This is a genomic window from Bradyrhizobium sp. YR681, from assembly GCF_000282615.1.
Classification (GTDB): domain Bacteria; phylum Pseudomonadota; class Alphaproteobacteria; order Rhizobiales; family Xanthobacteraceae; genus Bradyrhizobium.
Window position 1 is genome coordinate 55,203 of record NZ_AKIY01000247.1, and the last position, 26,255, is coordinate 81,457.

The following is a 26,255-nucleotide window of genomic DNA, read 5'->3' on the forward strand; positions in this document are numbered from 1 at the left end:
ACCTCCTCAGTGCACGGCGGTGAAGAATCGCGCGAGCCGGAAACCGGACAGCCAGGTCCACACCGGCTGGCCGCGCATGCCGAGATCCCAGGAGCCGAGCACGGCATCCGCACGTCCGACCAGATTGTCCACCGGCAACAGGCCAACGCCACCGGAACGCAGCGGCACGCGGCTGTCGGCGGAGTTGTCCCTGTTATCGCCGAGCACGAAGAGGTGGCCGGCAGGCACCGTCACTTCCTGCGTGTTGTCGAGCGGGCCGTTGTCGCGCATCTTGAAGATCAGGTGCGAGACGCCGTTGGGCAGCGTCTCGACATAGCGGTAGGCAGGCTCGCTGCCGCCATTGTCGTCCTCGGCCGCGCCGACGCCATCCGGCTTCAGCTCGGCGGGACGGTCGTTGATGAAGAGCTGGCCCTGGCGCATCTGGATGCGGTCGCCGGGAAGCCCGACGACGCGCTTGACCCAGGCCTGCGAGCGATCGCCGGGCCAGCGGAACACCACGACATCACCCTGCTTCGGCGTCTCCGCGAACACGCGCCCGGTCTCGGGCAGGTTGATCTGGATCGGCAGCGACGAGGTGCCGTAGCCATAGGGGAATTTCGAGGCGAGCAGCGCATCCCCGATCAAGAGCGTCGGCTCCATCGAGCCCGACGGCACGTAGAACGGCTCGGCGAGCGCGCCCTTGGCGATGAACACGGCGGCGACGATTCCGGCGAGCTGCATCAGCTGGCCAGCCCAGCCGCTGCTCTTCCGCTTGGGAGCGGCAGTTACCTTCTCAACGCTCATGCGCCCGTTCCACCCACCGTAATGCGTTCCATCAGAAGCGACGGCTGGCCGACGCCGACGGGCACGCCCTGGCCATTCTTGCCGCAGGTGCCGATGCCTGTATCGAGCGCGAGGTCGTTGCCGATCATGCGGATGCGATGCAGATCGGTGGGCCCGTTGCCGATCAGCATGGCGCCCTTGAGCGGCGCGCCGATCTTGCCGTTCTCGATCTTGTAGGCCTCGGTGCACTGGAAGACGTACTTGCCCGAGGTGATGTCGACCTGGCCGCCGCCGAAATTCGCGGCGAACACGCCGTTCTTCACCGACGCGAGAATCTCGGCCGGGTCGCGGTCGCCGGCGAGCATGTAGGTGTTGGTCATGCGCGGCATCGGCACATGGGCATAGCCCTGGCGGCGGCCGTTGCCGGTCGGCTTCATGTTCATCAGGCGCGCGTTCTGGCGGTCCTGCATGTAGCCGACCAGGATGCCGTCCTCGATCAGCACGGTGCGGTTGGTCGGCGTGCCCTCGTCGTCGATCGACAGCGAGCCGCGGCGCGAGGCAATGGTGCCGTCGTCCACCACGGTGACGCCCTTGGCCGCGACCTGCTGGCCCATCAGGCCCGCGAACGCCGAGGTCTTCTTGCGGTTGAAGTCGCCCTCGAGGCCGTGCCCGACCGCTTCATGCAGCATCACGCCGGGCCAGCCGGCACCGAGCACCACGTCCATTTCGCCGGCGGGGGCCGGAATCGATTCCAGATTGACCAGCGCCTCGCGCAGCGCCCCGTCGGCGGCGTCGCGCCAGTTCTTGCTCTCGATGAATTCGGCGTAGCCGGCGCGGCCGCCATAGCCCTTGCTGCCGCTCTCCTGGCGGTCGCCCTGACCGGCGACGACGGAGATGTTGACGCGCACGAGCGGGCGGATGTCGCGATAGCTCTCGCCGTCGGGCCGCAGGATCTCGACGACCTGCCAGGTCGCGCCCAGGCTGACGCTGACCTGCCGCACCCGCGGATCCTTGTCGCGCAGATAGGCGTCGATCTCGGCGAGCAGCTTGACCTTGGTCTCGAAGCCCGGCGCGTCCAGCGGATTTTCGTCGCCATAGAGCCGCACATTGGTGTGGGGGGGCGGGGCCGCAAAGCTGCCGGAATAGCCGCCGCGCACCGCCGAGACCGCGTCGGCGGCGCGAATCAGCGCCGGCACCGACACGTCGGAGGAATGCGCATAGCCGACCGCGTCGTCCTTGACGGCGCGCAGGCCAAACCCCTGCGAGGTGTCGTAGGTCGCCTGCTTCAGCCGCCCATTGTCGAACATCAGCGCTTCGGTCTGGCTGTATTCCAGGAACAGCTCGCCGTCGTCGGCGCCGGCAAGCCCGCGCGCGACCTCGTTGCGAACCTGGTCGCGGTCGAGATTGGCACGGTCGAGCAGGGAGGTTGTGGCGGGGTTGGTCATCGATCACCCATTGTCTTGGAGATGTCAGGCAAGATAATGGCTTCGCGGCCGTTCGGCGAGGGGCCGTTCGGACACATTACCGAAACGACATGATTGAAATCATTGCAATATCCGAAGCGCATGTCGAAAGCTTCCACCGGGCGCTGGATACGGTCGCGCGGGAGCGGCGCTATCTCGCTTTCCTGGAGGCGCCGCCGCTCGCGGCGACGCGCAGCTTCGTCCTCGACATGATCGCGCAACGCAATCCGCAATTTGTCGCCCTTTCCGGCGGGGACGTCGTCGGCTGGTGCGATGTTCAGCGGCTGTCGCGCCCAATTCACGCCCATGGCGGCATCCTCGGTATGGGCCTTTTGCAGCCATTTCGCGGCCAGGGTCTGGGGACCCGGCTGATACGGCACACCCTCGACGCCGCGCGCGCCGCAGGCATGTCGAGGGTCGAGCTGTCCGTCCACGAGAACAACGCGAATGCGATCGCGCTCTATAAAAAGGTCGGCTTCGTCATCGAGGGCTTGCAGCGCAACGCCAACAAGATCGACGGTGTGTACGGGAATGTGATCCTGATGGCGCTGTTGTTTTAGCGGGTCGGCCTACGGCAGCTTGTCATACCCCTCGCCGAGCCCGTTCAGGCTGAGCGGAAAGCCAATCCCCTCTTCCGGCGTCTCGAAGATGATGAAGGTGGCGGTCTTGGCGGTGCGGAGCTGGCCGAGCAGCTTGTCGTCCATGACGACCTCGGCGACGCAGCCATTGGGCAGGCAGCGGACGAAGCCGGCGCGGCCGACGTCCTGGTTGTCGAGCTTGAGGCCGAGGCCGGAGGGCAGCAGGACGCCGAGCGGGGCGACCACGCGCATCAGGCGGCTCTTCTGGTCGGCGGTCTTGAGCACGATCACGGTCAGGCCGGCATTGGAGCGGTCTTCCGCCACCACGCTCTGGATCAGGGCGCATTGCTCGGTCTGGGCGCCGGGAGGGGTGTCGCAGCGAATTTGCCAGTCGCCATGAACGGAGCGCACCGCGCCCTGCGCATGGGCGAGTCCCGGTAGCGCCGTGACGATGGCCGCCGCCAGCAGGGCCACCAGCGTCGTGAGGCCGCCAGCCTGCCTTTTAGCCCGCCTTGCCATGCCTCTCGAAAACCCCATCGGGTCGGTCCCTCTGCTCGCCTGGGTCGCTCGCCCCTGGTGGACTAATCCGGCGGACTGATACGGGAATGACGGCGTCTTGAAGGCGATTCGCAAGCAAATTCCGCGCCGCCCACGCCGCCTTCGCCCGCACGAATCAGGTTCCTGTGCGGCTGTCCGCCAGTGCCTACCGCGGGCAATTCCGCTGTCAAGCGGCGGCATCCCGGGAAACGGTATTTTTGTCTGATCTTACTAGGAAATATCTTGCGGGTGATGGCTGACCGACCGGGCTCAAGACTGCATTGCGATAGATCAAGAATTATGGTTTGAGAGGCTTGATTTCGGCGCTCTTACGATCTGGCCCCAATTCCTCTTAGAGGTATTCTTGCGTGGCGGTTTGTCGGACGGACGGATCGAATAAGCGTTTCCCAAAAATAGGGGAATGCACTTGGGGTGATTTCGTAAGGGGAGCGCGACGGCATGAGGATGTCGATGGGCCAGGTGGGCCGGCACTTGCTGGGATTGGCCGTGGCGGGTCTGACGCTGGCGACGAGCGGTGCGGCATTCGCCGAGCTCGGGCAGCCGAAACCGTGGGAATGGACGCTTCAGGAATCCGGTTCCCCGGTGATGGACAACATCGTCTGGTTCCACAATTTCCTGTTCGTGCTGATTACCGTGATCACGCTGTTCGTTCTGGCGTTGCTGGTGATCGTGGTCATGAAGTTCAACGCGAAGGCCAATCCGGTACCGTCGCGGACCACCCACAACACGCTGATCGAGGTGGCATGGACGCTGGTTCCGGTGCTGATCCTGGTTGGTATCTCGGTGCCGTCGTTCCGCCTGCTGTTCCTTGAGCTCGACGTGCCGAAGGCGGATCTGACCATCAAGGCCACCGGCAAGCAGTGGTATTGGTCCTATGCCTATCCTGACAACGGCAAGTTCGAGTTCGACTCGCTGATGGCCCAGGACAAGCAGCCCCGCCTGCTCGGCGTCGACAACGAGATGGTCGTGCCGGTCAACAAGGTGATTCGTGTCCAGGTCACCGGTGCCGACGTCATCCACGCCTTCGCGCTGCCGGCTTTCGGCGTCAAGATCGATGCCATTCCGGGGCGGCTGAACGAGACCTGGTTCAAGGCCACCAAGGTCGGCATGTTCTACGGCCAGTGCTCGGAGCTGTGCGGCAAGGACCACGCCTTCATGCCGATCGCGATTCGCGTCGTGGAGGACAACGAGTTCGCCTCCTGGGTCGAGACGGCGAAGAAGAAATATGCGAGCGGCGGCACCAGCACTTTCGCCTCCGCGGCCGGCCCGACGCAATAAGCGCCGGGGCACGGCTCGAGGGGACTGAAAGCGACATAAAGGGCGGGACCTCCGAAGGTCCGAACGGGACGCAAGGCAGGATTTGAAAATGGCAACGAGCGCAGCGGCACACGGCGATCACGCGCAAGACCACGGACATGACCACGAGCACGCTCATCCCACCGGATGGCGCCGCTACGTCTATTCGACCAACCACAAGGACATCGGCACGATGTACCTGATCTTCGCGGTCATCGCCGGCGTCATCGGCGCCGCGATGTCGATCGCGATCCGTGCCGAGCTGATGTATCCGGGCGTGCAGATCTTCCACGAGACGCACACCTACAATGTGTTCGTGACCTCTCACGGCCTGATCATGATCTTCTTCATGGTCATGCCCGCGATGATCGGCGGCTTCGGCAACTGGTTCGTGCCGCTGATGATCGGCGCGCCCGACATGGCGTTCCCGCGCATGAACAACATCTCGTTCTGGCTGCTGCCGGCCTCCTTCGCCCTGCTGCTGATGTCGACCTTCGTCGAGGGCGAGCCGGGTGCCAACGGCGTCGGCGCCGGCTGGACCATGTATGTGCCGCTGTCGAGCTCCGGCCACCCGGGCCCGGCCGTCGACTTCGCGATCCTGTCGCTGCATCTGGCGGGCGCCTCGTCGATCCTCGGCGCCATCAACTTCATCACCACCATCTTCAACATGCGCGCGCCGGGCATGACCCTGCACAAGATGCCGCTGTTCGTGTGGTCGATCCTGGTGACGGTGTTCCTGCTGCTGTTGTCGCTGCCGGTGCTCGCCGGTGCGATCACCATGCTGCTCACCGACCGCAATTTCCACACGACGTTCTTCGCACCCGACGGCGGCGGCGACCCCGTGCTGTTCCAGCATCTGTTCTGGTTCTTCGGCCATCCCGAGGTGTACATCCTGATCCTGCCCGCCTTCGGCATGATCAGCCAGATCGTCTCGACCTTCTCGCGCAAGCCCGTGTTCGGCTATCTCGGCATGGCCTACGCCATGGTCGCGATCGGCGGCATCGGCTTCGTGGTCTGGGCGCACCACATGTACACGGTCGGCATGTCCTCGGCGACGCAGGCCTATTTCGTCGCCGCGACGATGGTGATCGCGGTTCCGACCGGCGTGAAGATCTTCTCGTGGATCGCCACGATGTGGGGCGGCTCGATCGAATTCCGCGCCCCGATGATCTGGGCGGTGGGCTTCATCTTCCTGTTCACGGTCGGTGGCGTCACCGGTGTCGTGCTCGCGAATGCGGGCGTCGACCGCGTGCTGCAAGAGACCTACTACGTCGTCGCGCACTTCCACTACGTGCTGTCGCTCGGTGCGGTGTTCGGGATCTTCGCCGGCTGGTACTACTGGTTCCCGAAGATGTCGGGCTACATGTACAACGAGACGCTGGCGAAGGCGCATTTCTGGGTCACCTTCATCGGCGTGAACCTGGTGTTCTTCCCGCAGCACTTCCTCGGCCTGTCGGGCATGCCGCGCCGCTACGTCGACTATCCCGACGCGTTCGCGGGCTGGAACCTGGTTTCCTCGGTCGGCTCCTACATCTCCGGCTTCGGCGTGCTGATCTTCCTCTACTGCGTGCTCGACGCCTTCATGAAGAAGGTGCCGGCGGGCGATAATCCCTGGGGTGCAGGCGCGACCACGCTGGAGTGGACGCTGCCCTCGCCGCCGCCCTTCCATCAGTTCGAAGTGCTGCCCCGCGTGCAGTAATCGACCTCCCGCGGCGCCCGTGACGGGCGCCGCGACTCTATAAAGAAGCGAGTTGAATTCGTGTCCGTGCTCGACCAGAACGCCATCGACATCAATCCCCGCATCTCCGAAGCGGAGGTTGGCGACTATCTCGCGCTGCTGAAGCCGCGGGTGATGTCGCTGGTGATCTTCACCGCGCTGGTCGGGATGGCGATGGCGCCCGGGCATTTCCACCCCGTGCTGGCGATCACCTCGCTGCTCTGCATCGCCGTCGGCGCCGGCGCCTCCGGGGCGCTCAACATGGCGCTCGAAGGCGACATCGACTCCAAGATGTCGCGCACGGCGAACCGGCCGATCCCGCGCGGCCGCATCACGCGCGGCGAGGCGATGGCGTTCGGGCTGACGCTGTCCTTCTTCTCGGTGATGACGCTCGGCATCCTCGTCAACTGGATCGCCGGCGCGCTGCTCGCCTTCACCATCTTCTTCTACGTCGTGATCTACACGATGGGCCTGAAGCGCTGGACCGCGCAGAACATCGTAATCGGCGGCGCCGCCGGTGCGCTGCCGCCGGTGGTGGCCTGGGCCGCGGTCACGGGCACGGTCGATGTCGAGCCGCTGCTGCTGTTCGCCATCATTTTCTTCTGGACCCCGCCGCATTTCTGGGCGCTGGCGCTGTTCCGCTCCGACGATTACGCCCGCGCCGGCATCCCGATGCTGCCCAATGTCGCCGGTCCCGACGCGACGCGCCTCCAGATCCTGCTCTACACCGTCGTGTTGATCGCGGTGGCAGCCGCGCCCTGGGCGCTCGGCTATTTCGACGCCATCTACGGCGTGGTCTCGCTGATCCTCGGCGCCGGCATGCTGGTGCTCGCGATCAACGTCTATCTGCGCCGCGAGCGAGCTGCGTCGCTGCGCGCGACCCGAAAGCTGTTCGCCTTCTCGATCCTGTATCTGTTCGCGCTGTTCGCGACCCTGCTGGCCGAGGTCGTGTTCCGGGCGCTTGCTCCGATGGTTGGGGGCGCATGATCGCGGATATGGCCGACAAACCCGAGCCAGATGGAATCGTCCTCACCGAGGCGCAGCAGAGAAGCCGCCGCCAGCGCTCCATTGCCATCGCCTGGGCGCTCGGCGTGCTCGTGGTGCTGTTCTTCGCCGTCACAATGGTCAAGGGACCGGCCGTTCTAGTCCGGCCGATGTAAGGAAGATGGATCGAGAGCCGACCATATCGGGGGATCAGGGCCGGACGGTCACGAAAGGCCGCTCCAAGGGCCTCGGCCGCGATGTGCTGGTCGCCTCGATCTGCGGCGGCGTGGTCGCGCTGATGGTCGGCGCCTCCTATGCGGCGGTGCCGTTCTACAACTGGTTCTGCCGCGCCACCGGCTTCAACGGCACCACCCAGGTCGCGACCTCCGCGCCGGCCACAGGGCCGATCGCGCGCAAGATCGCGGTGCGGTTCGATTCCAACGTGGCGCCCGGCCTGCCCTGGAAATTCGAGCCTGAGCAGAGCGAGATCGAGGTCAATATCGGCCAGGTCGTGACGGTCTTCTACACCGTGACCAACCAGGCCGCGCGGACCACCTCGGGCCAGGCCGCCTACAACGTCGCGCCGCTGACGGTCGGGTCCTACTTCCAGAAGATCAACTGCTTCTGCTTCACCGAGCAGACCATGGCGCCCGGCGAGAAGCGCGAGATGCCGGTCGTGTTCTATGTCGACCCGTCGATCGCCGACGACCACGAGAACGACGGGCTGAACACGATCACGCTGTCCTACACGTTCTATCCGGTGAAGGATCCGGTGGTGAAGCCGCTGGCATCGGGCGACGACGACAAGCGCAAGGGAAATCTCTGATCCCGGGGCTCACGCGCAGGGGATCGGACACAAGGGGATAAGTGCCTGATAGGCACGGGATTGAGGAGCGAGACGGCAAATGGCAACGGCGCACACCAAGCATCACGACTACCACCTGGTCGATCCCTCTCCGTGGCCGGTGGTCGGCTCCATCTCGGCGTTCATCATGGCGGTCGGCGCGATCACCTGGATGCACCACATGTTCTCGGCTGCGCCGATCATCTTCGGTGTCGGCACCGTCGGCGTGCTCTACACCATGGCGAGCTGGTGGGCCGACGTGATCAAGGAAGCCCAATACAAGGGCGACCACACCCGCGTCGTGCAGATCCATCACCGCTACGGCATGATCCTGTTCATCGCCTCCGAGGTGATGTTCTTCGTGGCCTGGTTCTGGGCCTATTTCAACGCGGCGCTGTTCCCCGCCGACGCCGTCCACGCCACCCGCGACGCGGTGTTCGGCTGCGGTCTCGGCACCGCGGCCGGCGCCTGCTCCGTGCCGGGCACCTGGCCTCCCCACGGCATCGAGACCTTCGATCCCTGGCATCTGCCGCTGCTGAACACGCTGATCCTGCTCACGTCCGGCACCACCGTGACCTGGGCGCACCATGCGCTGCTCGAGAACGATCGTCAGGGTCTCAAGTACGGCCTGATCCTCACCGTCGTGCTCGGCGCGCTCTTCACCTGCGTGCAGGCCTACGAGTACAGCCACGCGGCATTCTCGTTCGGCGGCAACGTCTATGGCGCGACCTTCTTCATGGCAACGGGCTTCCACGGTTTCCACGTGCTGGTCGGCACCATCTTCCTGCTGGTCTGCCTGTTCCGCGCCTATGCCGGCCACTTCACGCCGACCCAGCATCTCGGCTTCGAGTTCGCCGCCTGGTACTGGCACTTCGTCGACGTGGTCTGGCTGTTCCTGTTCCTGTGCATCTATGTGTGGGGACACGGCGCCGAGACCATGGCGCACGGCGCGCACTGAGCAGCCTTGCCTCGATCAGAAAGGGCGGCCGCAAGGCCGCCCTTTCGCTTTTCCGCCGCCGGACGTCTTGGCGGAAACCGTGCCAAGGCGTTTTCGAGCGAAGCAGATACCCGCTCGCGCCAAGAAAACGCGTCAAAACAAGAATCGAGCGCTTCGGTTCTGATTCAATCAGAACCGATAATGCTCTAGAGTCCGCCATCATGACCGATACCCACGGCACATCCGGGCCCGAGACAACCGTCCTGCAAAGCGCGATGCGCGGGCTTGCGTGCAAATGCCCGCGCTGTGGCCAGGGTAAGCTCTATGCGGGCTTCCTCACGCTTGCTCCCTCTTGCGCGAAGTGCGGCCTCGACTACGCCTTCATCGATACCGGTGACGGCCCCGCGATCTTCATCATCATGCTGGCCGGCGCGATCGTGGTCGGCTGCGCGCTCGTCGTCGAGGTCAAATACCAGCCGCCGTACTGGCTGCATGCGGTCCTCTGGCTGCCGTTGATCCTCGCCACCACGCTGCTGCCACTGCGCTCCATGAAGTCGCTGCTGATCGCGCTGCAATTCCACCACAAGGCGGCGCCGGGCCGGCTGATCGACCGCCCGAAATGAACGAGACCGCGCGCAAGCCTCGCGTGGCCGGCTTCGCGCTGTTCACGCTGTTCCTGACTGCCGTCTTCGTCGCGCTCGGCCTCTGGCAATTGCAGCGCCGGACGGCCAAGCACGAGCTCGTCGCGGCGCTCACCGAGCGCCTTGCCGACGCGCCGATCGCGCTGCCGCCGCCTTCGCAATGGGCCGCGCTGACCCCCGCGCGCGATGAATTCCGCCGCGTCAGCTTCACGGCGACCTACGCGACCCTCCCCGACGCGATGGTCTATTCGTCCGGCTCGGCCGTGCGCAAGGACGCATCAGGCCCCGGCACCTGGGCGTTCCTGCCGGCACGGCTTCCGACCGGCGAGATCGTCGTGATCGATGCGGGCTTCGTCGAGAACACGATGCAGGACCGCAGCGTCGAGGATCGCGCGGTGAAAAAGCTCGTCACGGGCCAACCGGTCGCGCTGACCGGCTACCTTCGCTTTTCCGAGGCACCCGGCTGGATGACGCCGGCGGAGAACCGCGACAAGCGGCTCTGGTTCGTGCGCGATCATGGGGCAATCGCAAGCGTGCTTGGCTGGGGCGCTGTGGCGCCGTTCTACATCGATCTCGAACTGCCTTCCCCCGAAAACGGCATCCCGCGTCCGGGGCCGCTCGATGTGCATCTGAAAGACGATCATCTGCAATACGCCATCACCTGGTTCGCGCTCGCAGGCGCGGTGCTGATCGCCTTCGGCGTCTGGGTGAGGGGACGGCGTTCGAGCTGAGTTATCCGTAGGTTCCCGGGCGGAACCCGGTATCGCCCGGACTTTATTATTCAGCGCATATTCACGAGGGTGAACTTAAGCCGCAGGCAAATTTTGCGGCGTTGAGGATTCTGGCGTGAGCGATTTTGATCAGATGGGAATTGTCGTCGACTGGGTGGACGCCTGCCGGAAGGGCGATCTTGCGACCCTGCTCGACCTCTATGCCGACGACGCCGAAGTCGAATGCACATGCAACGGCACCCACTTCTCCTATCGCGGACGTCGCGAGCTCGAAACCTATTGGGGCCCGCGGCTCAGTGCATTCTCGACCGCCGGCTTCGGTCTCGAGGAGATCAATCCGGTCGCGAACGGCGTCGATCTCGAATATTCCGTCGCGGGCTCGCTGCGCATTCACGCCTCGTTTCGCTTCAGTGCGGAAGGCAAGATCTACAGCACCCTGTGCATGCCATCTCGGCAGAACCCTCACGACGGCTGCGCGTGCTAGCGTCACGCCGGCGCGTCGCGCGTCACCTCCACCGGCAGGCGGCAGCGCACATAGGTACGGTCATCCGCGCGCAGCAATGACAGCGATCCGCTGAGCGCGCGCACGCGTTCATGCATTCCGGTCAGGCCCCGGCCGAAGACGTTGCCCTCGGCAAAGCCGCCACCATCGTCGGAAATCTCGATGGCGAGCGCGTCACTGGCAACTGTCGCCTGCACATCGGCATTGCTCGCCCCGGCATGGCGCAGCACATTGGTCAGCGCCTCCTGGATCACGCGATAGACGGTCTGGGCCAGCGGTCCGTCGATTGCGTTCAGATCAGGATCGATCGCGGCCGTCAGGCCGATATGCGGCGCCTGCTTGCGAAAGTTCCGGAGCAGCGTCTGCACGCTTGTCTCCAGCCCCAATTCCTCGATGTAGAGCGGCCGCAGCCGGTCGAGGATGCGGCGGTTGGTCTGCTGGAGCGCCTCGACCGATTGCAGTACATCCTCTGCCGAATTGCCGAGATTTCCCACCGGCGCTGAAGCTCCGATCAACGCGATCGTGCCGGCGCGGATGCTGAACAGCAGCGGACCCAGCTCGTCATGCAGCTCGCGGGCGAGATCGCGCCGCTCGTCGTCCTGGAGCGAGACCAGGCGGTGCAGGAGGTCGCGATTGTCCTGGCTCAATTGCGCGAGCGTCGTCGCCAGCGCGTTGGCCTCCTCGCAGCTCTGCCGGATTTCCGGCGGCCCCCCGACCGGGATCGGCGCGGTATAATCGCCACGGCGCATCCGCGTGAGCCCTTCGCCGAGATCGTGCAGCGGACGCAGAGCCGATCCCGCGAAGGCATAGGCGATCGTGCCGGTGATCGTCATCAGCACGACGACCAGGCCGGTCAGTGCGAGGAAGCCGATCCATTTCTCGAACAGGTCGGCCGACAGGTCCGGCACGAAGACGAGATCGCCCACATGCCTGCCCTCGATGACCACCGGGGAGGCAACCTCCATGTCCGGTATGGTCAGGAGGCTGATGAACCATTGCGGAACCGCCTGAAGTCCACGCATGCCGTCCCGCGGGGACGGAGCAGGACCCGATTCGATGGAGCGGAATCGAATATCGGAGGAGGCGTCCAGGGACCGGACAAATGCGTCGAGCGTCTTCTGCGGATTGTCCGAGGCGCGCAGGGTGTTGTTGAGCGCTACGGCGATCGACTTGGTCGAACGTCGAGCAGGCTCGTTCTCCTCGGCCAGCTGAACGGTTGCAAAAACCTGCAGCAATATGCCGCCCAGTATCAGCGCCGCGAGGAAGCTGACGCCGAGCGGGAGAAACAGTTGCGTCCTGAAGGGGAGCCGTTGCCACATTAGGTCAATTCTAACGCGCATTGGCGTGATTTTCTCTTTCCATTTGTTCCCGCCGGTCTATGAGTCGAAAAACAAGAGAGCGCGCGATGCAAGATACCGCCAAGCCGGCGACCAGGGTCCTGATCGTCGACGACCATCCCGTAGTGCTGTCAGGGTGCCGCACCCTTTTCGCATCCGACCATTCGATCCGCATCGACGAGGCGACGGATGCCAAATCCGGGCATCGCGCCTATATCAGCAAGCGGCCCGACGTCACCGTGATCGACATCAGCCTGCCCGACGTTTCCGGCTTCGAGCTGATGCGGCGGATCCGCAAGGACGATCCCGACGCCAAGATCATCATGTTCAGCATGAACGACGATCCGGCCTTCGTGGTGCGCGCGGTCGAGCTCGGCGCGCAGGGCTACGTCTCCAAGGGCGACGATCCCCGGATCCTGCTGAAGGCGGTGCGCAAGGTGGTTGCTGGTGACAATTTCATCTCGCCGCAGCTCGCGGAAGCCGTGACGTTCTCCGGCGCGGCCATCAAGGCCAATCCGGCCTCGCAGATGACGCCGCGGGAGCTCGAAATTCTCCGCCTGCTCGGACGCGGCGACAAGATCGTCGAGGTCGCCGAGGCGCTCGGCATTTCCTACAAGACGGTCGCCAACACCACGTCCCTGCTCAAGCAGAAGCTGGGCGCCAAGAACCATTCCGACCTGATCCGGATCGCAGTGGAAATCGGGATGAACTGACGTGCCGCGCGCGACCGAACCGGCTGCTCCAGGATGCAGCGGGTTCGGTCGGCGGATCGGCGCCTCCCGTCCGCCGGGCAATGCGTGGACGACGGCTGACACCATCCGCCGACACAATGGATCGGCAGGGCACTCGTTCCCGGAGCCGGCCCTTACATCGGGAAAAAAGGGTAATTCGGGTGAAGTTCGACCCGGGATACGTGGATGGAGTAACTGAAGCGTCCCGGGAAAAACAGGAACATTTGTCGGCGCGCGCGGTTTTGGTTCTTGACGATCTGATGACAGGCGACGAAAGCTTGCACCGATAGTTTTAGCGGGCAGGCGCCCCGACGAGCCAAACCGGTCTGCACATATCAACGACAGACCTTCCAAGAGAAAGGGCTGCGGCATCGCCGCAGCCCTTTTTCGTTGCGGAGGGGGCTGGCGGGAAGCGGTTTCCCGATGCCGCAAAACACTTTATGGTGGCCCGAAGCCTCTGGCTGTTGACAAGTAATTTCGTAAAATCAAAGGCTTACGGATCTGGCTCAGGCTCGGCCGGCCTTTGGAGGGCAGTTTGACTCGTTATATCTCCACCCGGGGCGAGGCCCCTGAACTCGGTTTCTGCGACGTGATGCTGACCGGGCTCGCCCGTGACGGCGGCCTGTATGTGCCGGCAACATGGCCGCAGCTTTCGGCCGAGACCATCGCCGGCTTCTTCGGCCGCCCCTATTGGGAAGTCGCCGTCGACGTGATCCGTCCCTTCGCCGGCGGCGAGATTTCGGACGCCGAGCTCGGCCGCATGGCCAACGAGGCCTATGCCACCTTCCGCCATCCCGCGGTGGTGCCGCTGCGCCAGATGTCGCCGCACCAGTTCGTGCTGGAGCTGTTCCACGGTCCGACGCTCGCCTTCAAGGACGTGGCGATGCAGCTGATCTCGCGGCTGATGGACCACGTGCTCGCCAAGCGCGGCCAGCGCACCACCATCGTGGTCGCGACGTCGGGCGATACCGGCGGCGCGGCAGTCGATGCGTTTGCCGGGCTCGAAAATGTCGATCTGATCGTGCTGTTTCCGCACGGCCGCATCTCGGACGTGCAGCGGCGCATGATGACGACGACGGGCGCAGCCAATGTCCACGCGCTCGCCATCGAAGGCAATTTCGACGACTGCCAGGCGCTCGTGAAGGGCATGTTCAACAACCATCGCTTCCGCGATGCGACCTCGCTCTCCGGCGTCAACTCCATCAACTGGGCGCGCATCGTCGCCCAGGTGGTCTACTATTTCACCTCCGCCGTTGCCGCCGGTGCGCCGGCGCGCGCGGTGGATTTCGTGGTGCCGACCGGTAATTTCGGCGACATCTTTGCCGGCTATGTCGCCAAGCGCATGGGGCTGCCGGTGCGCACGCTGCGCATCGCCGCCAACGTCAACGACATCCTCGCCCGCACGCTGAAGAGCGGCATCTACGAGGTGCGCGAGGTGCATGCCACCGCGTCGCCGTCGATGGACATCCAGATCTCCTCGAATTTCGAGCGGCTGCTGTTCGAGGCCGGCAAGCGCGATGCGGCGGGCGTGCGCCGTCTGATGGACTCCCTGAAGCAGTCCGGGCGCTTCGTGCTGCCCGACGCGACGCTCGCCGCGATCCGCGAGGAGTTCGACGCCGGGCGCGCCGACGAGACCGAGACCGCGGCTGCGATCCGCGCCGCCTGGCGCGAGGCTGGCGAGCTGGTCGATCCCCATACCGCGGTGGCGCTCGCGGTCGCCGACCGCGACACCACCGACACCACGGTGCCCAGCATCGTGCTCTCGACCGCGCATCCCGCCAAATTCCCCGACGCCGTCGAGGCCGCCTGCGGCCAGCGGCCGCAATTGCCGGCATGGCTCGATGGTCTCATGACCAAATCCGAACACATGAAGGTGATGAAGAACGATCAGGGCGAGATCGAGCGGTTCGTGCTGTCGGTCAGCCGCGCCGCGAAACAGGGAGTTGCCGGATGAGCGTCGAGATTTCCAAGCTTGCGTCCGGCCTGACCGTCGTCACCGACAAGATGCCGCATCTCGAGACCGCAGCGCTTGGCGTCTGGGCCGGCGTCGGCGGGCGCGACGAGAAGCCAAACGAGCACGGCATCTCGCACCTGCTTGAGCACATGGCGTTCAAGGGTACCACGAAGCGCTCCTCGCGCGAGATCGTCGAGGAGATCGAGGCGGTTGGCGGCGACCTCAATGCCGGCACCTCGACCGAGACCACATCCTATTACGCGCGGGTGCTGAAGGCCGACGTGCCGCTCGCGCTCGACGTGCTCGCCGACATCCTGGCCAATCCCGCCTTCGAGCCCGACGAGCTCGAGCGCGAGAAGAACGTCATCGTGCAGGAGATCGGCGCCGCGCAGGATACGCCCGACGACGTCGTGTTCGAGCATCTCAACGAGCTCTGCTATCCCGACCAGCCGATGGGCCGCTCGCTGCTCGGCACGGCCAAGACCTTGCGCGCCTTCAACCGCGACATGCTGCGCGATTATCTGTCGACGCATTATCGCGGGCCCGACATGGTGGTGGCGGCGGCCGGCGCGGTCGACCACGAGCAGGTCGTCGCCGAGGCCGAGAAGCGCTTTGCGAGTTTCGAGGGCACGCCGGGCCCGAAGCCGCAATCCGCCATGTTCGGCAAGGGCGGCACCAAGGTGGTGCATCGCGAGCTCGAGCAGGCGCATCTGACGCTGGCGCTGGAAGGCGTGCCGCAGAGCGATCTGTCGCTGTTCTCGCTCCAGGTCTTCACCAACATCCTCGGCGGCGGAATGTCGTCGCGGCTGTTCCAGGAGGTCCGCGAGAAGCGCGGCCTCTGCTACTCCATCTACTCGTTCCACGCGCCCTACACCGACACCGGCTTCTTCGGCCTCTACACCGGCACCGATCCGGCCGACGCGCCGGAGATGATGGAAGTCGTGGTCGACATCATGAATGATTCGGTCGAGACCCTGACCGAAGCCGAGATTGCGCGCGCCAAGGCGCAGATGAAGGCGGGCCTGCTGATGGCGCTGGAGAGCTGCTCGTCCCGCGCCGAGCAGCTCGCCCGGCACGTGCTGGCCTATGGCCGGCCGCAGACGGTGGAGGAGCTGGTCGCCCGGATCGACGCCGTCAGCGTCGAATCGACCCGGGATGCGGCGCGTGCGCTGCTTTCGCGGAGCCGCCCTGCGGTTGTCGCATTGGGTAGTGGCAGGGGTCTGGACACGGCGGTGTCTTTTGCGGAAGGATTGACCCGGGCACGTGCCAAGGCGCGGTTGCATTAGGAGCCGCGCACGGGCCGATCTGCCCCGGGAAGCATCACCATGGCCCTCTTTCGCCTGCCATCCAGTGGACCCGCCGCCCTCGCGCCGCGCGGCAACGGGCTCCTGCTGCGCGCGCCGCAGATGTCGGACTTCTTGCAATGGGCGCATCTGCGCGAGTCCAGCCGCGATTACCTGACGCCCTGGGAGCCGATCTGGCCCTCGGACGATCTGACCCGATCCGGCTTCCGCCGCCGCCTGCGGCGCTATTCCGAGGACATCGCCGCGGACCGCTCCTATCCCTTTCTGATCTTCCGCGAGCTCGACGGCGCCATGGTCGGCGGCATCACGCTCGCCAACGTCCGCCGCGGCATCGTGCAGGCCGGCACCATCGGCTACTGGGTCGGCAAGCCCCATGCCCATCGCGGCTACATGACGGCGGCGCTGCGGGTGCTGCTGCCGACGCTGTTCGGCGAGCTCAATCTGCACCGGGTCGAGGCCGCCTGCATCCCCACCAATGCGCCGTCGATCCGGGTGCTGGAGAAGTGCGGCTTCTCCCGCGAGGGGCTGGCCCGCCGCTATCTCTGCATCAACGGGGTCTGGCAGGACCATCTGCTGTTCGGCCTGCTGCATGAGGATTTCCGCGGCTGAGCCGACCGCTTCGCGCGGCCCAGGCTGTCCTGCCTTATTTGCTTGCCTTGGGTTCGCCGATTTTGGCGATATAACGCGCTAGGCCGGCCGGCGATCGGCCGGGATGTGGTCATGGAGTATGGGCGTTGATGGTGAAGGAGCTTCGATCATTGCGGAATGTGCTGCGGCAGGGTCCGGTGATCGTACTGGCGCTCTCGGTGTCGCTCGCGGCCGTCTCGCCGGTCTCGGCGCAGTCGCTGACCGACCGCTTCAAGGGCCTGTTCGGCGGCAAATCCGACGAACCGGCGCAGCCCAAGCCGCCGCCTGTGCCCGGGCAGCCGGCCGAAGACGACCTCGATTGTCCGCAAGTCACGGTGCGCGCGGGGGCCTCGACCTATGCGGTTGGCGCGACCGGAAAGCCAGCCGTCGGCAATGAGATCCGCTTCCAGGCCACGATCACCAAGATGGCGCGCGAATGCGCCCGCAGCGCCGAAGGCATCACGGCCCGGATCGGGATCCAGGGCCGTGTTATCGCCGGTCCCGCCGGCGCGCCGTCCACGGTCGAAGTGCCCCTCCGCGTCGCCGTGGTGCAAGGCGGCGTCGGCGAGAAGGTGATCGCCTCGAAGGCCTACCGGACCACGGTCGGGATGCAGGAGGGCGGCAGCGTGCCCTTCACCTTCGTTGCCGAGGATCTGTCCTATCCGGCGCCATCGGCCGCGGTCGCCGATACCTACGTCTTCTATGTCGGTTTCGACCCGCAGGCGCTCGCGCCGGAGCCGAAGGCGAAGGGGAAGAAGAAGTAGGTCGGTCTCGTGCTCCGGACGCGGCGCAGCGCGTAGCGGTGCGACGCAGAACCGGGGCCCAGGAGCTGCGGATACGTGGGTCCCGGCTCTGCGTCGCGTCATTTCATGCCGCGCCGCGTCCGGGACACGCGAGTCTTTCAGCCAAACAAAAAAGCCGGCGCTGATCGCGCCGGCTTTTTGATTGGTGAGGCGAAAACCCTCAGTTCAGCTTCTGGCGAACCTCGGTGATGCCCTTGGCCAGCAGATCGTCGGCGACACTGCCCTTGACCGATTGCGACAGGATCGTGGAGGCGGCCTGGACGGCGGCTTCCGCGGCTGCGGCGCGGACATCGGCCAGCGCCTGGGCTTCGGCGAGCGCGATCTTGCTCTCCGCGGTCTTGGTCCGGCGGGCGACGAAATCTTCCACCTTTGCCTTGGCTTCGGTCGCGATACGCTCGGCTTCGCTCCTGGCGTTGGCGATGATGTCGGCGGCCTCGCGTTCGGCCGAGGCGGTGCGAGCCTTGTAGTCGGCGAGCACCTTGGCGGCTTCCTGCTTGAGGCGGGTCGCGTCGTCGAGCTCAGCCTTGATGCGGTCGGCGCGATGGTCGAGCGCAACCATCGCCTTCTTGAAGACCCCGAGATAGCCGAACACGACCATCAGGATCACGAAGGCGATGGCGACCCAGGTTTCAGGATCGAAGAACATATCGACTAACCCTTCAAGGACGCATCAACGGCGGCGTTGACCGACGCGGCATCCGGAACGACGCCGGTGAGCTGCTGTACGATCTGGCCTGCCGCTTCGGCCGCGATGCCGCGGACGTTGCTCATGGCAGCCGCGCGGGTCGAGGCGATGGTCTTCTCCGCCCCGGCGAGCTTGGCCGCCAACTGCTCTTCCAGCGCCTTGCGCTCGGCGTCCGCCTGCGCATTCGCCTTGTCGCGGGATTCGTTGCCGATCGCCTGCGCCCGCGTGCGCGCCGAAGCGAGCTCGCTTTCATAGGCCTTCAGCGCCGCGTCGGACTGGTCCTTCAGCGTCTGCGCCTCGGCGAGGTCGCCCTCGATCTTGTTCTGACGCGCCTCGATCGCGCCGCCGACCTTCGGCAGAGCGAGCTTGGACACGATCACGTAAAGCGCGACGAAGAAAATCGCGAGCCACACCAGCTGCGAAGCATAGGTGCTGCTCTCGAACGGCGGAAAACCGCCACCGTGACCGCCTTCGGCCTCGGTGTGGGCGCCCGCCGCCGGACTTTTCGCCCCGCCATGACTTTCAGCCATGGATTACTCCTGTTGCCGTCATGCGCGCCGCTTCGGTTGAAGCGGCGCGAAACTTCGTCCTCAGAGCGGAACGAACAGCAGCAGCAGCGCGATCAGCAGCGAGAAAATGCCGAGCGCTTCGGTCACGGCGAAGCCGAAGATCAGGTTGCCGAACTGGCCCTGAGCGGCCGACGGGTTGCGGACGGCTGCGGCGAGGTAGTTGCCGAAGATCACGCCGACGCCGACGCCCGCGCCGCCCATGCCGATGCATGCGATGCCCGCGCCGATAAGTTTTGCTGCTGCCGGATCCATTTTAGACTCCTTGGAAGAAAGATTGGGTTTTGGGTGGAAATTCCCCGGACCGCTCAGTGTCCCGGATGAATGGCGTCGTTGAGGTAGATGCAGGTCAGGATCGCGAACACGTAGGCCTGGAGGAACGCGACCAGAATCTCAAGAGCGTACAGCGCGACCGTGAGCGCGAGCGGCAGCACGCCGCCGACCCAGCCCAGCGCCCCGAGCGAGAAGCCGAGCATGGCAACGAAGCCCGCGAACACCTTCAGCGCGATGTGGCCGGCCAGCATGTTGGCGAACAGACGGACGCTGTGGGAGACCGGCCGCAGGAAGAACGACAGGATCTCGATGAACATCACCAGCGGCAGGATGTAGCCGGGAACACCGTGGGGCACGAAGATCGAGAAGAACTTCAGGCCGTTCTTGGCAACGCCGTAGATCAGGACCGTGAAGAACACCAGCAGCGCGAGCGCTGCGGTGACGATCAGGTGGCTCGAGATCGTGAAGGTGTAGGGGATGATGCCGACCAGGTTCGAGACGCAGATGAACATGAACAGCGAGAAGATCAGCGGGAAGAACTTCATGCCTTCCGCGCCGGCCGTCGAACGGATGGTCGAGGCGACGAATTCGTAGGAGATCTCGGCGACCGACTGGAGGCGCCCGGGAACCAGCTGGGTGCCGCTGGCAAGCATCAGCAGCGAGATGATCGCAACCGCCACCAGCATGTAGAGCGACGAATTGGTGAAGGCGATCGTCTGATTGCCGATATGGCCCAGGGTGAAGAGAGGCTCGATGTTGAACTGGTGGATCGGATCGATTTTCATCAGCGCGGCATCTCTTGGTCTGCCGGGCGATGCCGGCGGGTCTCGGTCTGCCGGCCGGGCCGGCCCGTACCGGCGAAGCCGGCACGATCATTCCTCTCCTGTGTGGATCGCTTAAGAACCACCGCGCCTGTTCTGACCCGCGCCCGCCGTCCTCACCACATTCACCACGCCGGCGACGAAGCCAAGCAGCAGGAACACGATAAATCCGAAAGGCGACGTCGACAGCAAGCGGTCGAACCCCCAGCCAATCCCCGCTCCGACAGCGACACCGGCGACCAACTCGGAGGATAACCGGAAACCAAGCGCCATTGCCGAGGCTCTGGCCGCTCTGTCCTCACCGTCACCTGCGGGTTGCTCGGTCTTGACGTGGCGGTCACGAAACTCGGACAACCGTTGATCAAGATTTCCGAGCCGTTCGGAAAGCGCAGCTTCCTCGGACGATCTATCGCGATCTCCATTCCCGCCGTGTCCCGTGCCCTGTGTCATGCAACGAAGACCCGAAACGCCGCGGCTGAATGGAAATTACGCCCGCCACCCTCAAAAGCCGCGCGGACCATACTGATGGCCTATAATCAAGTCAAGCCAAGTCACGATTGCGTCGCTTTCTGTTATGTAACTGATTTATTTGACAATATCGACGCGCGCGGCAGCGCTGCACACAGCGTGACGCCGCACCGCAGCAGCTCCCTGCGGGATCGGCGAATGCCGCCGCCATTTTGCCCGTCTGGCGGGATCAAACGGCCCATCGGGATCGTTGATTTCAGGCGGGCGTTTTTGGCGGCGGATTGTCCCGGTCGGGTGTAAAATCCGGAGAGCGCCACCTGCGTGTCGTGGCGGAGAGTGTGATGAGACCAGCGACATCATCCATAGCATCATGGCTTGCGGCAGCGGCGCTTGCCGCGGTGATGGCCACCAGCGGCGCCGCGCAATCGGCCCCCGACAGCGAAAACGGCCGCTACAGCATGACGCCGATCCCCGAGGGCGTGCTGCGGCTCGATACCCGCACCGGCACGGTGTCGACCTGCTCCAGGAACGGCACTGGCTGGGCTTGCTATGCCGTGCCCGATGAACGGACCGCGCTCGACGCCGAGATCGGCCGTCTCCAGGGGGAGGTCGAGAAGCTGAAGGGACAGCTCGCGGCGGGGCCGACCGTATCGGGCAAGATCGACGAGCCGATGCCGAAATCCGACCCGCTCAAGAAGGCCGAGCCAAAGGTCGCCGAGGGCGACCGCAAGATCGAGATCCCGCTGCCGAGCGACCAGGACGTCGACCGCGTGATGTCATTCCTCGAAAAGGCCTGGCGTCGCCTGATCGACATGGCCAACCGCGTGCAGAAGGACGTGTCGGGAAGGATCTAGTGCACGAGATGGGTGGGCACGCTTCCGCCTTCGCTCTTCGAGCTACTGCGGACAAGTCGCTTTGCCCAGCCTGCGGCGGCTTTCCGAATTGAGGGACCTGTCATGACGTCAGCCAAATCTGTGACGCGCTCGGCACCATCGTCAGTGCAGGCCACCACGGTCGCATCGTCGCTGCTCACCGTGCAGACGCCGGGGCCCGGCTTCAGCGACCTCACCGCCGAGGCCGCGCGGTTCATCGCCGACGTTCATGCCCGGGACGGCGCGCTCACGCTGTTCATCCGTCATACCTCGGCGTCACTGACAATCCAGGAGAATGCCGACCCTTCCGTGCTGGTCGATCTCACCACGGTGCTGGCGCGGCTCGCGCCGGACGATGAAGATGCAGGCTGGACCCACGACACCGAGGGTCCGGACGACATGCCGGCGCACGTCAAGACCATGCTGACGGGGACATCGCTCCAGGTGCCGGTGCTGGGTGGCGCGCTCGCGCTCGGCACCTGGCAGGCGATCTATCTGATCGAGCATCGTACCCGGCCGCATCGGCGCGAGGTCGTGCTGCAATTCATCGGCAGCCAATGAACCAAAAGCAAACCGGCCGCGGATCGCTCCGCGGCCGGTTGCAGCGACGTAGCGCTTGCGCGTCAGGTCTTGGTGATGTCGACGTCCTTGGTCTCGGGCACGAAGATCAGGCCGACGATGAAGGTCATCGACGCGATCGCAATCGGGTACCAGAGACCTGCGTAGATGTTGCCCGTCGCGGCGACCAGCGCGACCGCAATCGGCGGCAGCAAGCCACCGAACCAGCCGTTGCCGATGTGATAGGGCAGCGACATCGAGGTGTAACGGATCCGCGTCGGGAACAGCTCGACGAGAGCAGCCGCGATCGGGCCGTACACCATGGTCACGAGGATCGCGAGGTAGGTCAGGACGAGGATCAGCATCGGCATGTTGATCGCGGCCGGATCGGCCCCCTTGACCGGGTAGCCTGCTTCGCCGACCGCCGCCGTCACGGCGCCCGTGAATGCGGTGCGGGCGGCCGCGAAGGCCTTGGGATCGACACCATTGCCGCTCACCGAGTCGAACGACTTGCTGCCGACCACGACCTTGGCAACGCTGCCGGCTGCGGCAGGCTCCAGCTTGAAGTTCACCGACGAGGCGATCAGCGCGTTGCGGGCGACGTCGCAGGAGCTGGTGAACACCCTGCCGCCGACCGGGTCGAACAGCACGTTGCAGTCCTTCGGATCGGCGACGACGGTCACCGGAGCACTGGCCAGCGCCTTCTCGAGCGCCGGGTTGGCGGCCGAGGTCAGCAGGCTGAAGGCGAAATGATAGGTCAACGCGCCGAGCAGACAGCCGGCCATGATGATCGGCTTGCGGCCGATCTTGTCGGACAGCCAGCCGAAGAACAGGAAGCCGACGGTCGCAATGGCCAGTGCGATGATGAGCGCGATGTCAGCGGAGTTCGCCGGCACCTTGAGCGTGTTGACGAGGAAGATACGTGCGTAGAACTGGCCGCCGTACCAGATCACGGCCTGGCCCGCGGTGAGGCCGAGCAGGGCGATCAGCGCGTATTTTCCGTTCTGCCAGTTGCCGAACGCTTCCGACAGGGGCGCCTTGGAGCCCTTGCCTTCGTCCTTCATTTTCTGGAACAGCGGTGATTCGGACAGCTGCATGCGGATCCAGATCGAGATGCCGAGCAGCACGATCGACAGCAGATAGGGATAGCGCCAGCCGCCCGAGAGGCCGGAATCGGCGAATGCCTCGGGGCTCATGCTGTTGCGGACGATGTAGACCACGAGCAGCGACATGAACAAGCCAATGGTCGCGGTGGTCTGAATCCAGGACGTATAGAAGCCGCGGCGGCCTTGCGGCGCATGCTCGGCCACGTAAGTGGCTGCACCGCCGTATTCGCCGCCGAGGGCAAGACCTTGCAGAAGACGCAGGCCGATGAGGATCGTCGGCGCGAGCCAGCCGATCGTCTGGTAGCCCGGCGTCAGGCCGACCAGGAAGGTCGACATGCCCATGATGGTGATGGTGACGAGGAAGGTGTATTTGCGGCCGACGAGATCGCCGACCCGGCCGAACACCAGCGCGCCGAGGGGGCGAACCAGGAAGCCCGCCGAGAAGGTCAACAGCGCGAAGATGAACTGCGTGTTGGCGTCGAATGCGGAATAGAACGCCTTGCCGATCTGGGCTGCGGTCCAGCCGTACAGATAGAAATCGTACCATTCGAACACGGTACCCAGTGAAGATGCGAAGATGACCTTCTTCTCCTCGCCGGTCATTCCGCGCGCCCTGACGCCGTCGGCGGCCGCTGCCATTGTCATAGTTCAAACTCCCCGAATATCGTTTCCTCGCGTCCCGGACGTCCGGAGAGTCCGGATCAATCTGGGTCTTGCCCGCAAGGTAACATCGGCGTGAAACCGGCCCCAATACGACTTTCGGCTTTGCGCACTGACGCGCAGCTGACGGGTGCGGTATCGGGCGACGGTGCACAGCCGTGAAGGTTGCGGATTAACCCCTTTCCCGCAAAGGGATAATGTGCACTTGCATGCCACGGCCGCTCGGGGAAGAATTGACCCGCCGCGGCACCGACTCGCGGCAGGTCGCCAACGACAGCAAGAGAACGATGAGCGCTCCTTCGACCCATCTCGTCATTGCCGATGATCATCCCCTGTTCCGCGACGCGCTGCGGCAGGCGGTGGCGAGCGTCCTGACCTCGGCCAGGATCGACGAGGCCGGATCGTTCGAGGATCTGACCAAATTGCTGGAACAGACCTCCGAGGTCGACCTGATCCTGCTCGACCTCTCGATGCCCGGGATCTCGGGCTTTTCCGGCCTGATCTATCTGCGCGCGCAATATCCGGCGATCCCGGTGGTGATCGTCTCGGCTTCCGACGACAGCGCCACGATCCGCCGCTCACTCGATTTCGGTGCCTCCGGTTTCATCCCGAAGCGTTTCGGCGTCGAGACGCTGCGCGACGCCATCCTCAAGGTGATGGAAGGCGACGTCTGGGTTCCCGCCGACACCGACCTGTCGGCCGCCACCGATCCCGACATGACGCGCCTGCGCGACCGCCTGGTGACGCTGACGCCGCAGCAGGTCCGGGTCCTGATGATGCTGTCGGAAGGACTGCTCAACAAGCAGATCGCCTACGAGCTCGGCGTCTCCGAAGCCACCATCAAGGCGCATGTTTCGGCGATCCTGCAAAAGCTCGGCGTCGAGAGCCGGACCCAGGCGGTGATCGCGGCCGCGAGAATATCTGGCGGCCAGTGGAAGCAGGGCACGCCGACGGGGTAGGCGACGCGTCGTAGCGCGGTAGCCCGGATGGAGCGCAGCGCAATCCGGGGCGTTGTCCCCGCATTCCGCTTTGCTCCATGCGGGCTACGAGATCCTGCGTCGAATGACGATGTCACCTCTTGCCCGCAATGACGCTCGTGGAGACGCGCTACTCCGCAGCCACCATCTGCTGCGTGCGCCACTGTCCGAGCAGGGCGCGGAGCGAGGCCGGCTTCACCGGCTTGTTCAGGACCGCGATCTTCTCATCGCGCGCGGCCAGCTGCACGGCGGGGCTGCGATCGGCGGTGATCAGGATCGCGGGGATGGCGTCGCCGAAGCGGCGGCGGATGTCGCGGATCGCGGCGATGCCGTTGCCGCGGTCGAGGTGATAGTCGACCAGCAGGCCGGTGACGCGTTTGCCGGCGGCTTCGATCGCGGCGATCGCGGCTTCGGGATCGGCGACCGCGATCACCTCCGCGTCCCAGGCCTTCAACAGCGTGCGCATGCCGTCCAGGATCGCGGCGTCATTCTCGATGCAGACGATCAGCGCGCCCGCGATCGGCGTGCGCGCCAGCGGCGTCGCGCTGGTGACGGCGGCGGTGAGGGTGATCGCCTTCGCCGTCGGCACGGTCACCGAGAAGACCGAGCCGCGGGTCGCGTTGGCGTCGATGGCGATGCCGTGGTTGAGCACGCGCGCCAGCCGCTCGACGATCGAGAGCCCCAGCCCCAGCCCGCGTGCGATTCGCGCACCCTGCTCGAGACGGTGGAATTCCTTGAAGATCTCGCCGCGCTTGACGATGGGGATGCCGACGCCGGTGTCGTAGACGCAGATCTTGAGCGAGGGGCCCTGGCGGCGGCAGCCGACCAGCACGCGGCCGCGCGGCGTGTATTTGATCGCGTTGGAGATCAGGTTCTGAAGCAGGCGCCGCAGCAGCAGCCGATCGGACTCGACCGGCAGCGAGCAGGGCACGAAGGCGAGCTCGAGGCCCTTGGCGCGCGCGATCGGCGCGAACTCGATCTCGAGCGAGCGCATCAGATCGGCCATCTTGAAGCTCGAGATCGAGGTCGCCATCGCGCCTGCATCGAGCCGGGAGATGTCGAGCAGCGCGCCGAGGATCTCCTCGATCGCCTGGAGCGATTCGTCGATGTTCTCGACCAGCCGCGTCTCCTCGCCGCTGTGCTGGCGCTCGACCAGGCTCGTGACATAGAGCCGCGCGGCGTTCAGCGGCTGGAGGATGTCGTGGCTGGCGGCCGCGAGGAAGCGTGTCTTGGAGATGCTGGCATCTTCCGCGGCGCTCTTGGCCAGCGCCAGCTCGGAGTTCAGCCGGGTCAGTTCCTCGGTGCGGTCGCGCACGCGCTTTTCCAGCGTGGCATTGGCGCGTTCCAGCGCTTCGGCCGCCTCGAAGGTGGGCGTGACGTCGGTGAAGGTGATGACGAAGCCGCTGCCGGGCATGCGGTTGGTGAGCACCTCGATCACCATGTGGCGTTCCGGCAGGCGTTCGAGATAGGGCTCGCTGTCGGTGGTATAGGCGGCGAGCC

Annotated in this window: 29 protein-coding genes; 18 read left to right on the plus strand and 11 right to left on the minus strand. The window is 65.1% G+C overall.

The window, feature by feature from the left end; all coding sequences use genetic code 11:
- Nucleotides 1-6 precede the first annotated feature (6 nt).
- A complete protein-coding gene (gene lepB / locus PMI42_RS26685) occupies nucleotides 7-783 on the minus strand; it encodes a signal peptidase I (RefSeq protein ID WP_008139898.1) in 777 nt (258 codons plus the stop codon).
- Entirely contained in the window at nucleotides 780-2,207 is a 1,428-nt protein-coding gene (gene tldD, locus PMI42_RS26690) for a metalloprotease TldD (RefSeq protein ID WP_008139900.1), read from the minus strand. The genes lepB and tldD overlap by 4 nt, the downstream gene beginning before the upstream one ends.
- A gap of 89 nt (nucleotides 2,208-2,296) precedes the next feature.
- On the opposite strand from tldD, the gene PMI42_RS26695 reads away from it, so the two are divergent.
- On the plus strand, nucleotides 2,297-2,785 hold the full coding sequence (locus tag PMI42_RS26695; protein WP_008139903.1) for a GNAT family N-acetyltransferase: 489 nt from the start codon (nucleotides 2,297-2,299) through the stop codon (nucleotides 2,783-2,785).
- A gap of 9 nt (nucleotides 2,786-2,794) precedes the next feature.
- Here PMI42_RS26695 and PMI42_RS26700 read toward each other — a convergent pair whose 3' ends face one another.
- Entirely contained in the window at nucleotides 2,795-3,340 is a 546-nt protein-coding gene (locus PMI42_RS26700) for an invasion associated locus B family protein (RefSeq protein WP_008139905.1), read from the minus strand.
- Nucleotides 3,341-3,799: 459 nt separating this feature from the next.
- Here PMI42_RS26700 and coxB point away from each other — a divergent pair, with 459 nt between their 5' ends.
- The 9 genes from coxB (at nucleotide 3,800) to PMI42_RS26745 (ending at nucleotide 10,995) form a co-directional block, all read left to right on the plus strand.
- Entirely contained in the window at nucleotides 3,800-4,639 is an 840-nt protein-coding gene (gene coxB / locus PMI42_RS26705; protein WP_035966709.1) for a cytochrome c oxidase subunit II, read from the plus strand.
- Nucleotides 4,640-4,727: 88 nt separating this feature from the next.
- A complete protein-coding gene (gene ctaD / locus PMI42_RS26710; protein ID WP_008139909.1) occupies nucleotides 4,728-6,356 on the plus strand; it encodes a cytochrome c oxidase subunit I in 1,629 nt (542 codons plus the stop codon).
- A 60-nt stretch (nucleotides 6,357-6,416) separates the two neighbouring features.
- A complete protein-coding gene (locus tag PMI42_RS26715; protein ID WP_008139911.1) occupies nucleotides 6,417-7,361 on the plus strand; it encodes a heme o synthase in 945 nt (314 codons plus the stop codon).
- On the plus strand, nucleotides 7,358-7,534 hold the full coding sequence (locus PMI42_RS26720) for a cytochrome c oxidase system small membrane protein (protein ID WP_008139913.1): 177 nt from the start codon (nucleotides 7,358-7,360) through the stop codon (nucleotides 7,532-7,534). Before PMI42_RS26715 ends, PMI42_RS26720 begins: the two co-directional genes overlap by 4 nt.
- Nucleotides 7,535-7,539: 5 nt before the next feature.
- On the plus strand, nucleotides 7,540-8,184 hold the full coding sequence (locus PMI42_RS26725; RefSeq protein ID WP_008139915.1) for a cytochrome c oxidase assembly protein: 645 nt from the start codon (nucleotides 7,540-7,542) through the stop codon (nucleotides 8,182-8,184).
- A gap of 79 nt (nucleotides 8,185-8,263) precedes the next feature.
- Nucleotides 8,264-9,160, plus strand: coding sequence for a cytochrome c oxidase subunit 3 (locus tag PMI42_RS26730; RefSeq protein WP_008139917.1), 897 nt, complete (start codon nucleotides 8,264-8,266; stop codon nucleotides 9,158-9,160).
- A 200-nt stretch (nucleotides 9,161-9,360) separates the two neighbouring features.
- Nucleotides 9,361-9,762, plus strand: a complete 402-nt coding sequence (locus tag PMI42_RS26735) for a DUF983 domain-containing protein (RefSeq protein ID WP_008139918.1) — start codon at nucleotides 9,361-9,363, stop codon at nucleotides 9,760-9,762.
- Complete coding sequence (locus PMI42_RS26740; RefSeq protein WP_008139920.1) at nucleotides 9,759-10,511, plus strand: SURF1 family protein; 753 nt, start codon at nucleotides 9,759-9,761, stop codon at nucleotides 10,509-10,511. Before PMI42_RS26735 ends, PMI42_RS26740 begins: the two co-directional genes overlap by 4 nt.
- A 115-nt stretch (nucleotides 10,512-10,626) precedes the next feature.
- Nucleotides 10,627-10,995 carry a nuclear transport factor 2 family protein gene (locus PMI42_RS26745; protein WP_008139923.1) on the plus strand — a complete coding sequence of 123 codons (369 nt, stop codon included), beginning with the start codon at nucleotides 10,627-10,629 and terminating at the stop codon, nucleotides 10,993-10,995.
- A 2-nt stretch (nucleotides 10,996-10,997) separates the two neighbouring features.
- Here the strand turns inward: PMI42_RS26745 and PMI42_RS26750 are convergent, their stop codons facing one another.
- The gene (locus PMI42_RS26750; RefSeq protein ID WP_035966711.1) at nucleotides 10,998-12,332 is read right to left on the minus strand and encodes a histidine kinase; all 1,335 of its coding nucleotides are present in this window, start codon (nucleotides 12,330-12,332) and stop codon (nucleotides 10,998-11,000) included.
- Between the two features lie 86 nt (nucleotides 12,333-12,418).
- Here PMI42_RS26750 and PMI42_RS26755 point away from each other — a divergent pair, with 86 nt between their 5' ends.
- The 5 genes from PMI42_RS26755 to PMI42_RS26775 all read left to right on the plus strand — a co-directional run bounded on the left by PMI42_RS26755 (nucleotide 12,419) and on the right by PMI42_RS26775 (nucleotide 17,730).
- Nucleotides 12,419-13,063, plus strand: coding sequence for a response regulator transcription factor (locus tag PMI42_RS26755; protein ID WP_008139927.1), 645 nt, complete (start codon nucleotides 12,419-12,421; stop codon nucleotides 13,061-13,063).
- A gap of 553 nt (nucleotides 13,064-13,616) precedes the next feature.
- Complete coding sequence (gene thrC / locus PMI42_RS26760; protein WP_008139929.1) at nucleotides 13,617-15,035, plus strand: threonine synthase; 1,419 nt, start codon at nucleotides 13,617-13,619, stop codon at nucleotides 15,033-15,035.
- On the plus strand, nucleotides 15,032-16,321 hold the full coding sequence (locus tag PMI42_RS26765; protein ID WP_008139931.1) for a M16 family metallopeptidase: 1,290 nt from the start codon (nucleotides 15,032-15,034) through the stop codon (nucleotides 16,319-16,321). The genes thrC and PMI42_RS26765 overlap by 4 nt, the downstream gene beginning before the upstream one ends.
- A 39-nt stretch (nucleotides 16,322-16,360) precedes the next feature.
- Nucleotides 16,361-16,948, plus strand: coding sequence for a GNAT family N-acetyltransferase (locus PMI42_RS26770; protein WP_008139934.1), 588 nt, complete (start codon nucleotides 16,361-16,363; stop codon nucleotides 16,946-16,948).
- Nucleotides 16,949-17,076: 128 nt separating this feature from the next.
- Nucleotides 17,077-17,730, plus strand: coding sequence for a hypothetical protein (locus PMI42_RS26775; protein WP_035966714.1), 654 nt, complete (start codon nucleotides 17,077-17,079; stop codon nucleotides 17,728-17,730).
- Between the two features lie 199 nt (nucleotides 17,731-17,929).
- On the opposite strand, the gene PMI42_RS26780 is transcribed toward PMI42_RS26775, so the two are convergent.
- The 5 genes from PMI42_RS26780 to PMI42_RS39410 form a co-directional block, all read right to left on the minus strand.
- Nucleotides 17,930-18,415, minus strand: coding sequence for a F0F1 ATP synthase subunit B family protein (locus PMI42_RS26780; protein WP_008139939.1), 486 nt, complete (start codon nucleotides 18,413-18,415; stop codon nucleotides 17,930-17,932).
- 5 nt (nucleotides 18,416-18,420) lie between these two features.
- The gene (locus PMI42_RS26785) at nucleotides 18,421-18,984 is read right to left on the minus strand and encodes a F0F1 ATP synthase subunit B (RefSeq protein WP_008139941.1); all 564 of its coding nucleotides are present in this window, start codon (nucleotides 18,982-18,984) and stop codon (nucleotides 18,421-18,423) included.
- Nucleotides 18,985-19,044: 60 nt separating this feature from the next.
- The gene (locus tag PMI42_RS26790; protein ID WP_007599451.1) at nucleotides 19,045-19,275 is read right to left on the minus strand and encodes a F0F1 ATP synthase subunit C; all 231 of its coding nucleotides are present in this window, start codon (nucleotides 19,273-19,275) and stop codon (nucleotides 19,045-19,047) included.
- Nucleotides 19,276-19,328: 53 nt separating this feature from the next.
- Complete coding sequence (locus tag PMI42_RS26795; RefSeq protein WP_008139948.1) at nucleotides 19,329-20,078, minus strand: F0F1 ATP synthase subunit A; 750 nt, start codon at nucleotides 20,076-20,078, stop codon at nucleotides 19,329-19,331.
- Nucleotides 20,079-20,189: 111 nt separating this feature from the next.
- On the minus strand, nucleotides 20,190-20,564 hold the full coding sequence (locus PMI42_RS39410) for an AtpZ/AtpI family protein (RefSeq protein ID WP_035966716.1): 375 nt from the start codon (nucleotides 20,562-20,564) through the stop codon (nucleotides 20,190-20,192).
- 359 nt (nucleotides 20,565-20,923) lie between these two features.
- Here PMI42_RS39410 and PMI42_RS26805 point away from each other — a divergent pair, with 359 nt between their 5' ends.
- Both PMI42_RS26805 and PMI42_RS26810 read left to right on the plus strand, forming a co-directional pair.
- Nucleotides 20,924-21,436: a hypothetical protein gene (locus PMI42_RS26805; protein ID WP_008139953.1), complete on the plus strand. Its 513-nt coding sequence runs from the start codon at nucleotides 20,924-20,926 to the stop codon at nucleotides 21,434-21,436.
- 102 nt (nucleotides 21,437-21,538) lie between these two features.
- A complete protein-coding gene (locus PMI42_RS26810; protein ID WP_008139955.1) occupies nucleotides 21,539-22,015 on the plus strand; it encodes a secondary thiamine-phosphate synthase enzyme YjbQ in 477 nt (158 codons plus the stop codon).
- Between the two features lie 62 nt (nucleotides 22,016-22,077).
- Here the strand turns inward: PMI42_RS26810 and PMI42_RS26815 are convergent, their stop codons facing one another.
- On the minus strand, nucleotides 22,078-23,763 hold the full coding sequence (locus tag PMI42_RS26815) for an MFS transporter (protein ID WP_008139957.1): 1,686 nt from the start codon (nucleotides 23,761-23,763) through the stop codon (nucleotides 22,078-22,080).
- A 302-nt stretch (nucleotides 23,764-24,065) separates the two neighbouring features.
- On the opposite strand from PMI42_RS26815, the gene PMI42_RS26820 reads away from it, so the two are divergent.
- A complete protein-coding gene (locus tag PMI42_RS26820) occupies nucleotides 24,066-24,737 on the plus strand; it encodes a response regulator transcription factor (protein WP_035966729.1) in 672 nt (223 codons plus the stop codon).
- A gap of 148 nt (nucleotides 24,738-24,885) precedes the next feature.
- Here the strand turns inward: PMI42_RS26820 and PMI42_RS26825 are convergent.
- Nucleotides 24,886-26,255, minus strand: a 1,370-nt coding sequence (locus PMI42_RS26825; protein ID WP_008139964.1) for a hybrid sensor histidine kinase/response regulator, incomplete at its 5' end; no start/stop codon positions are given.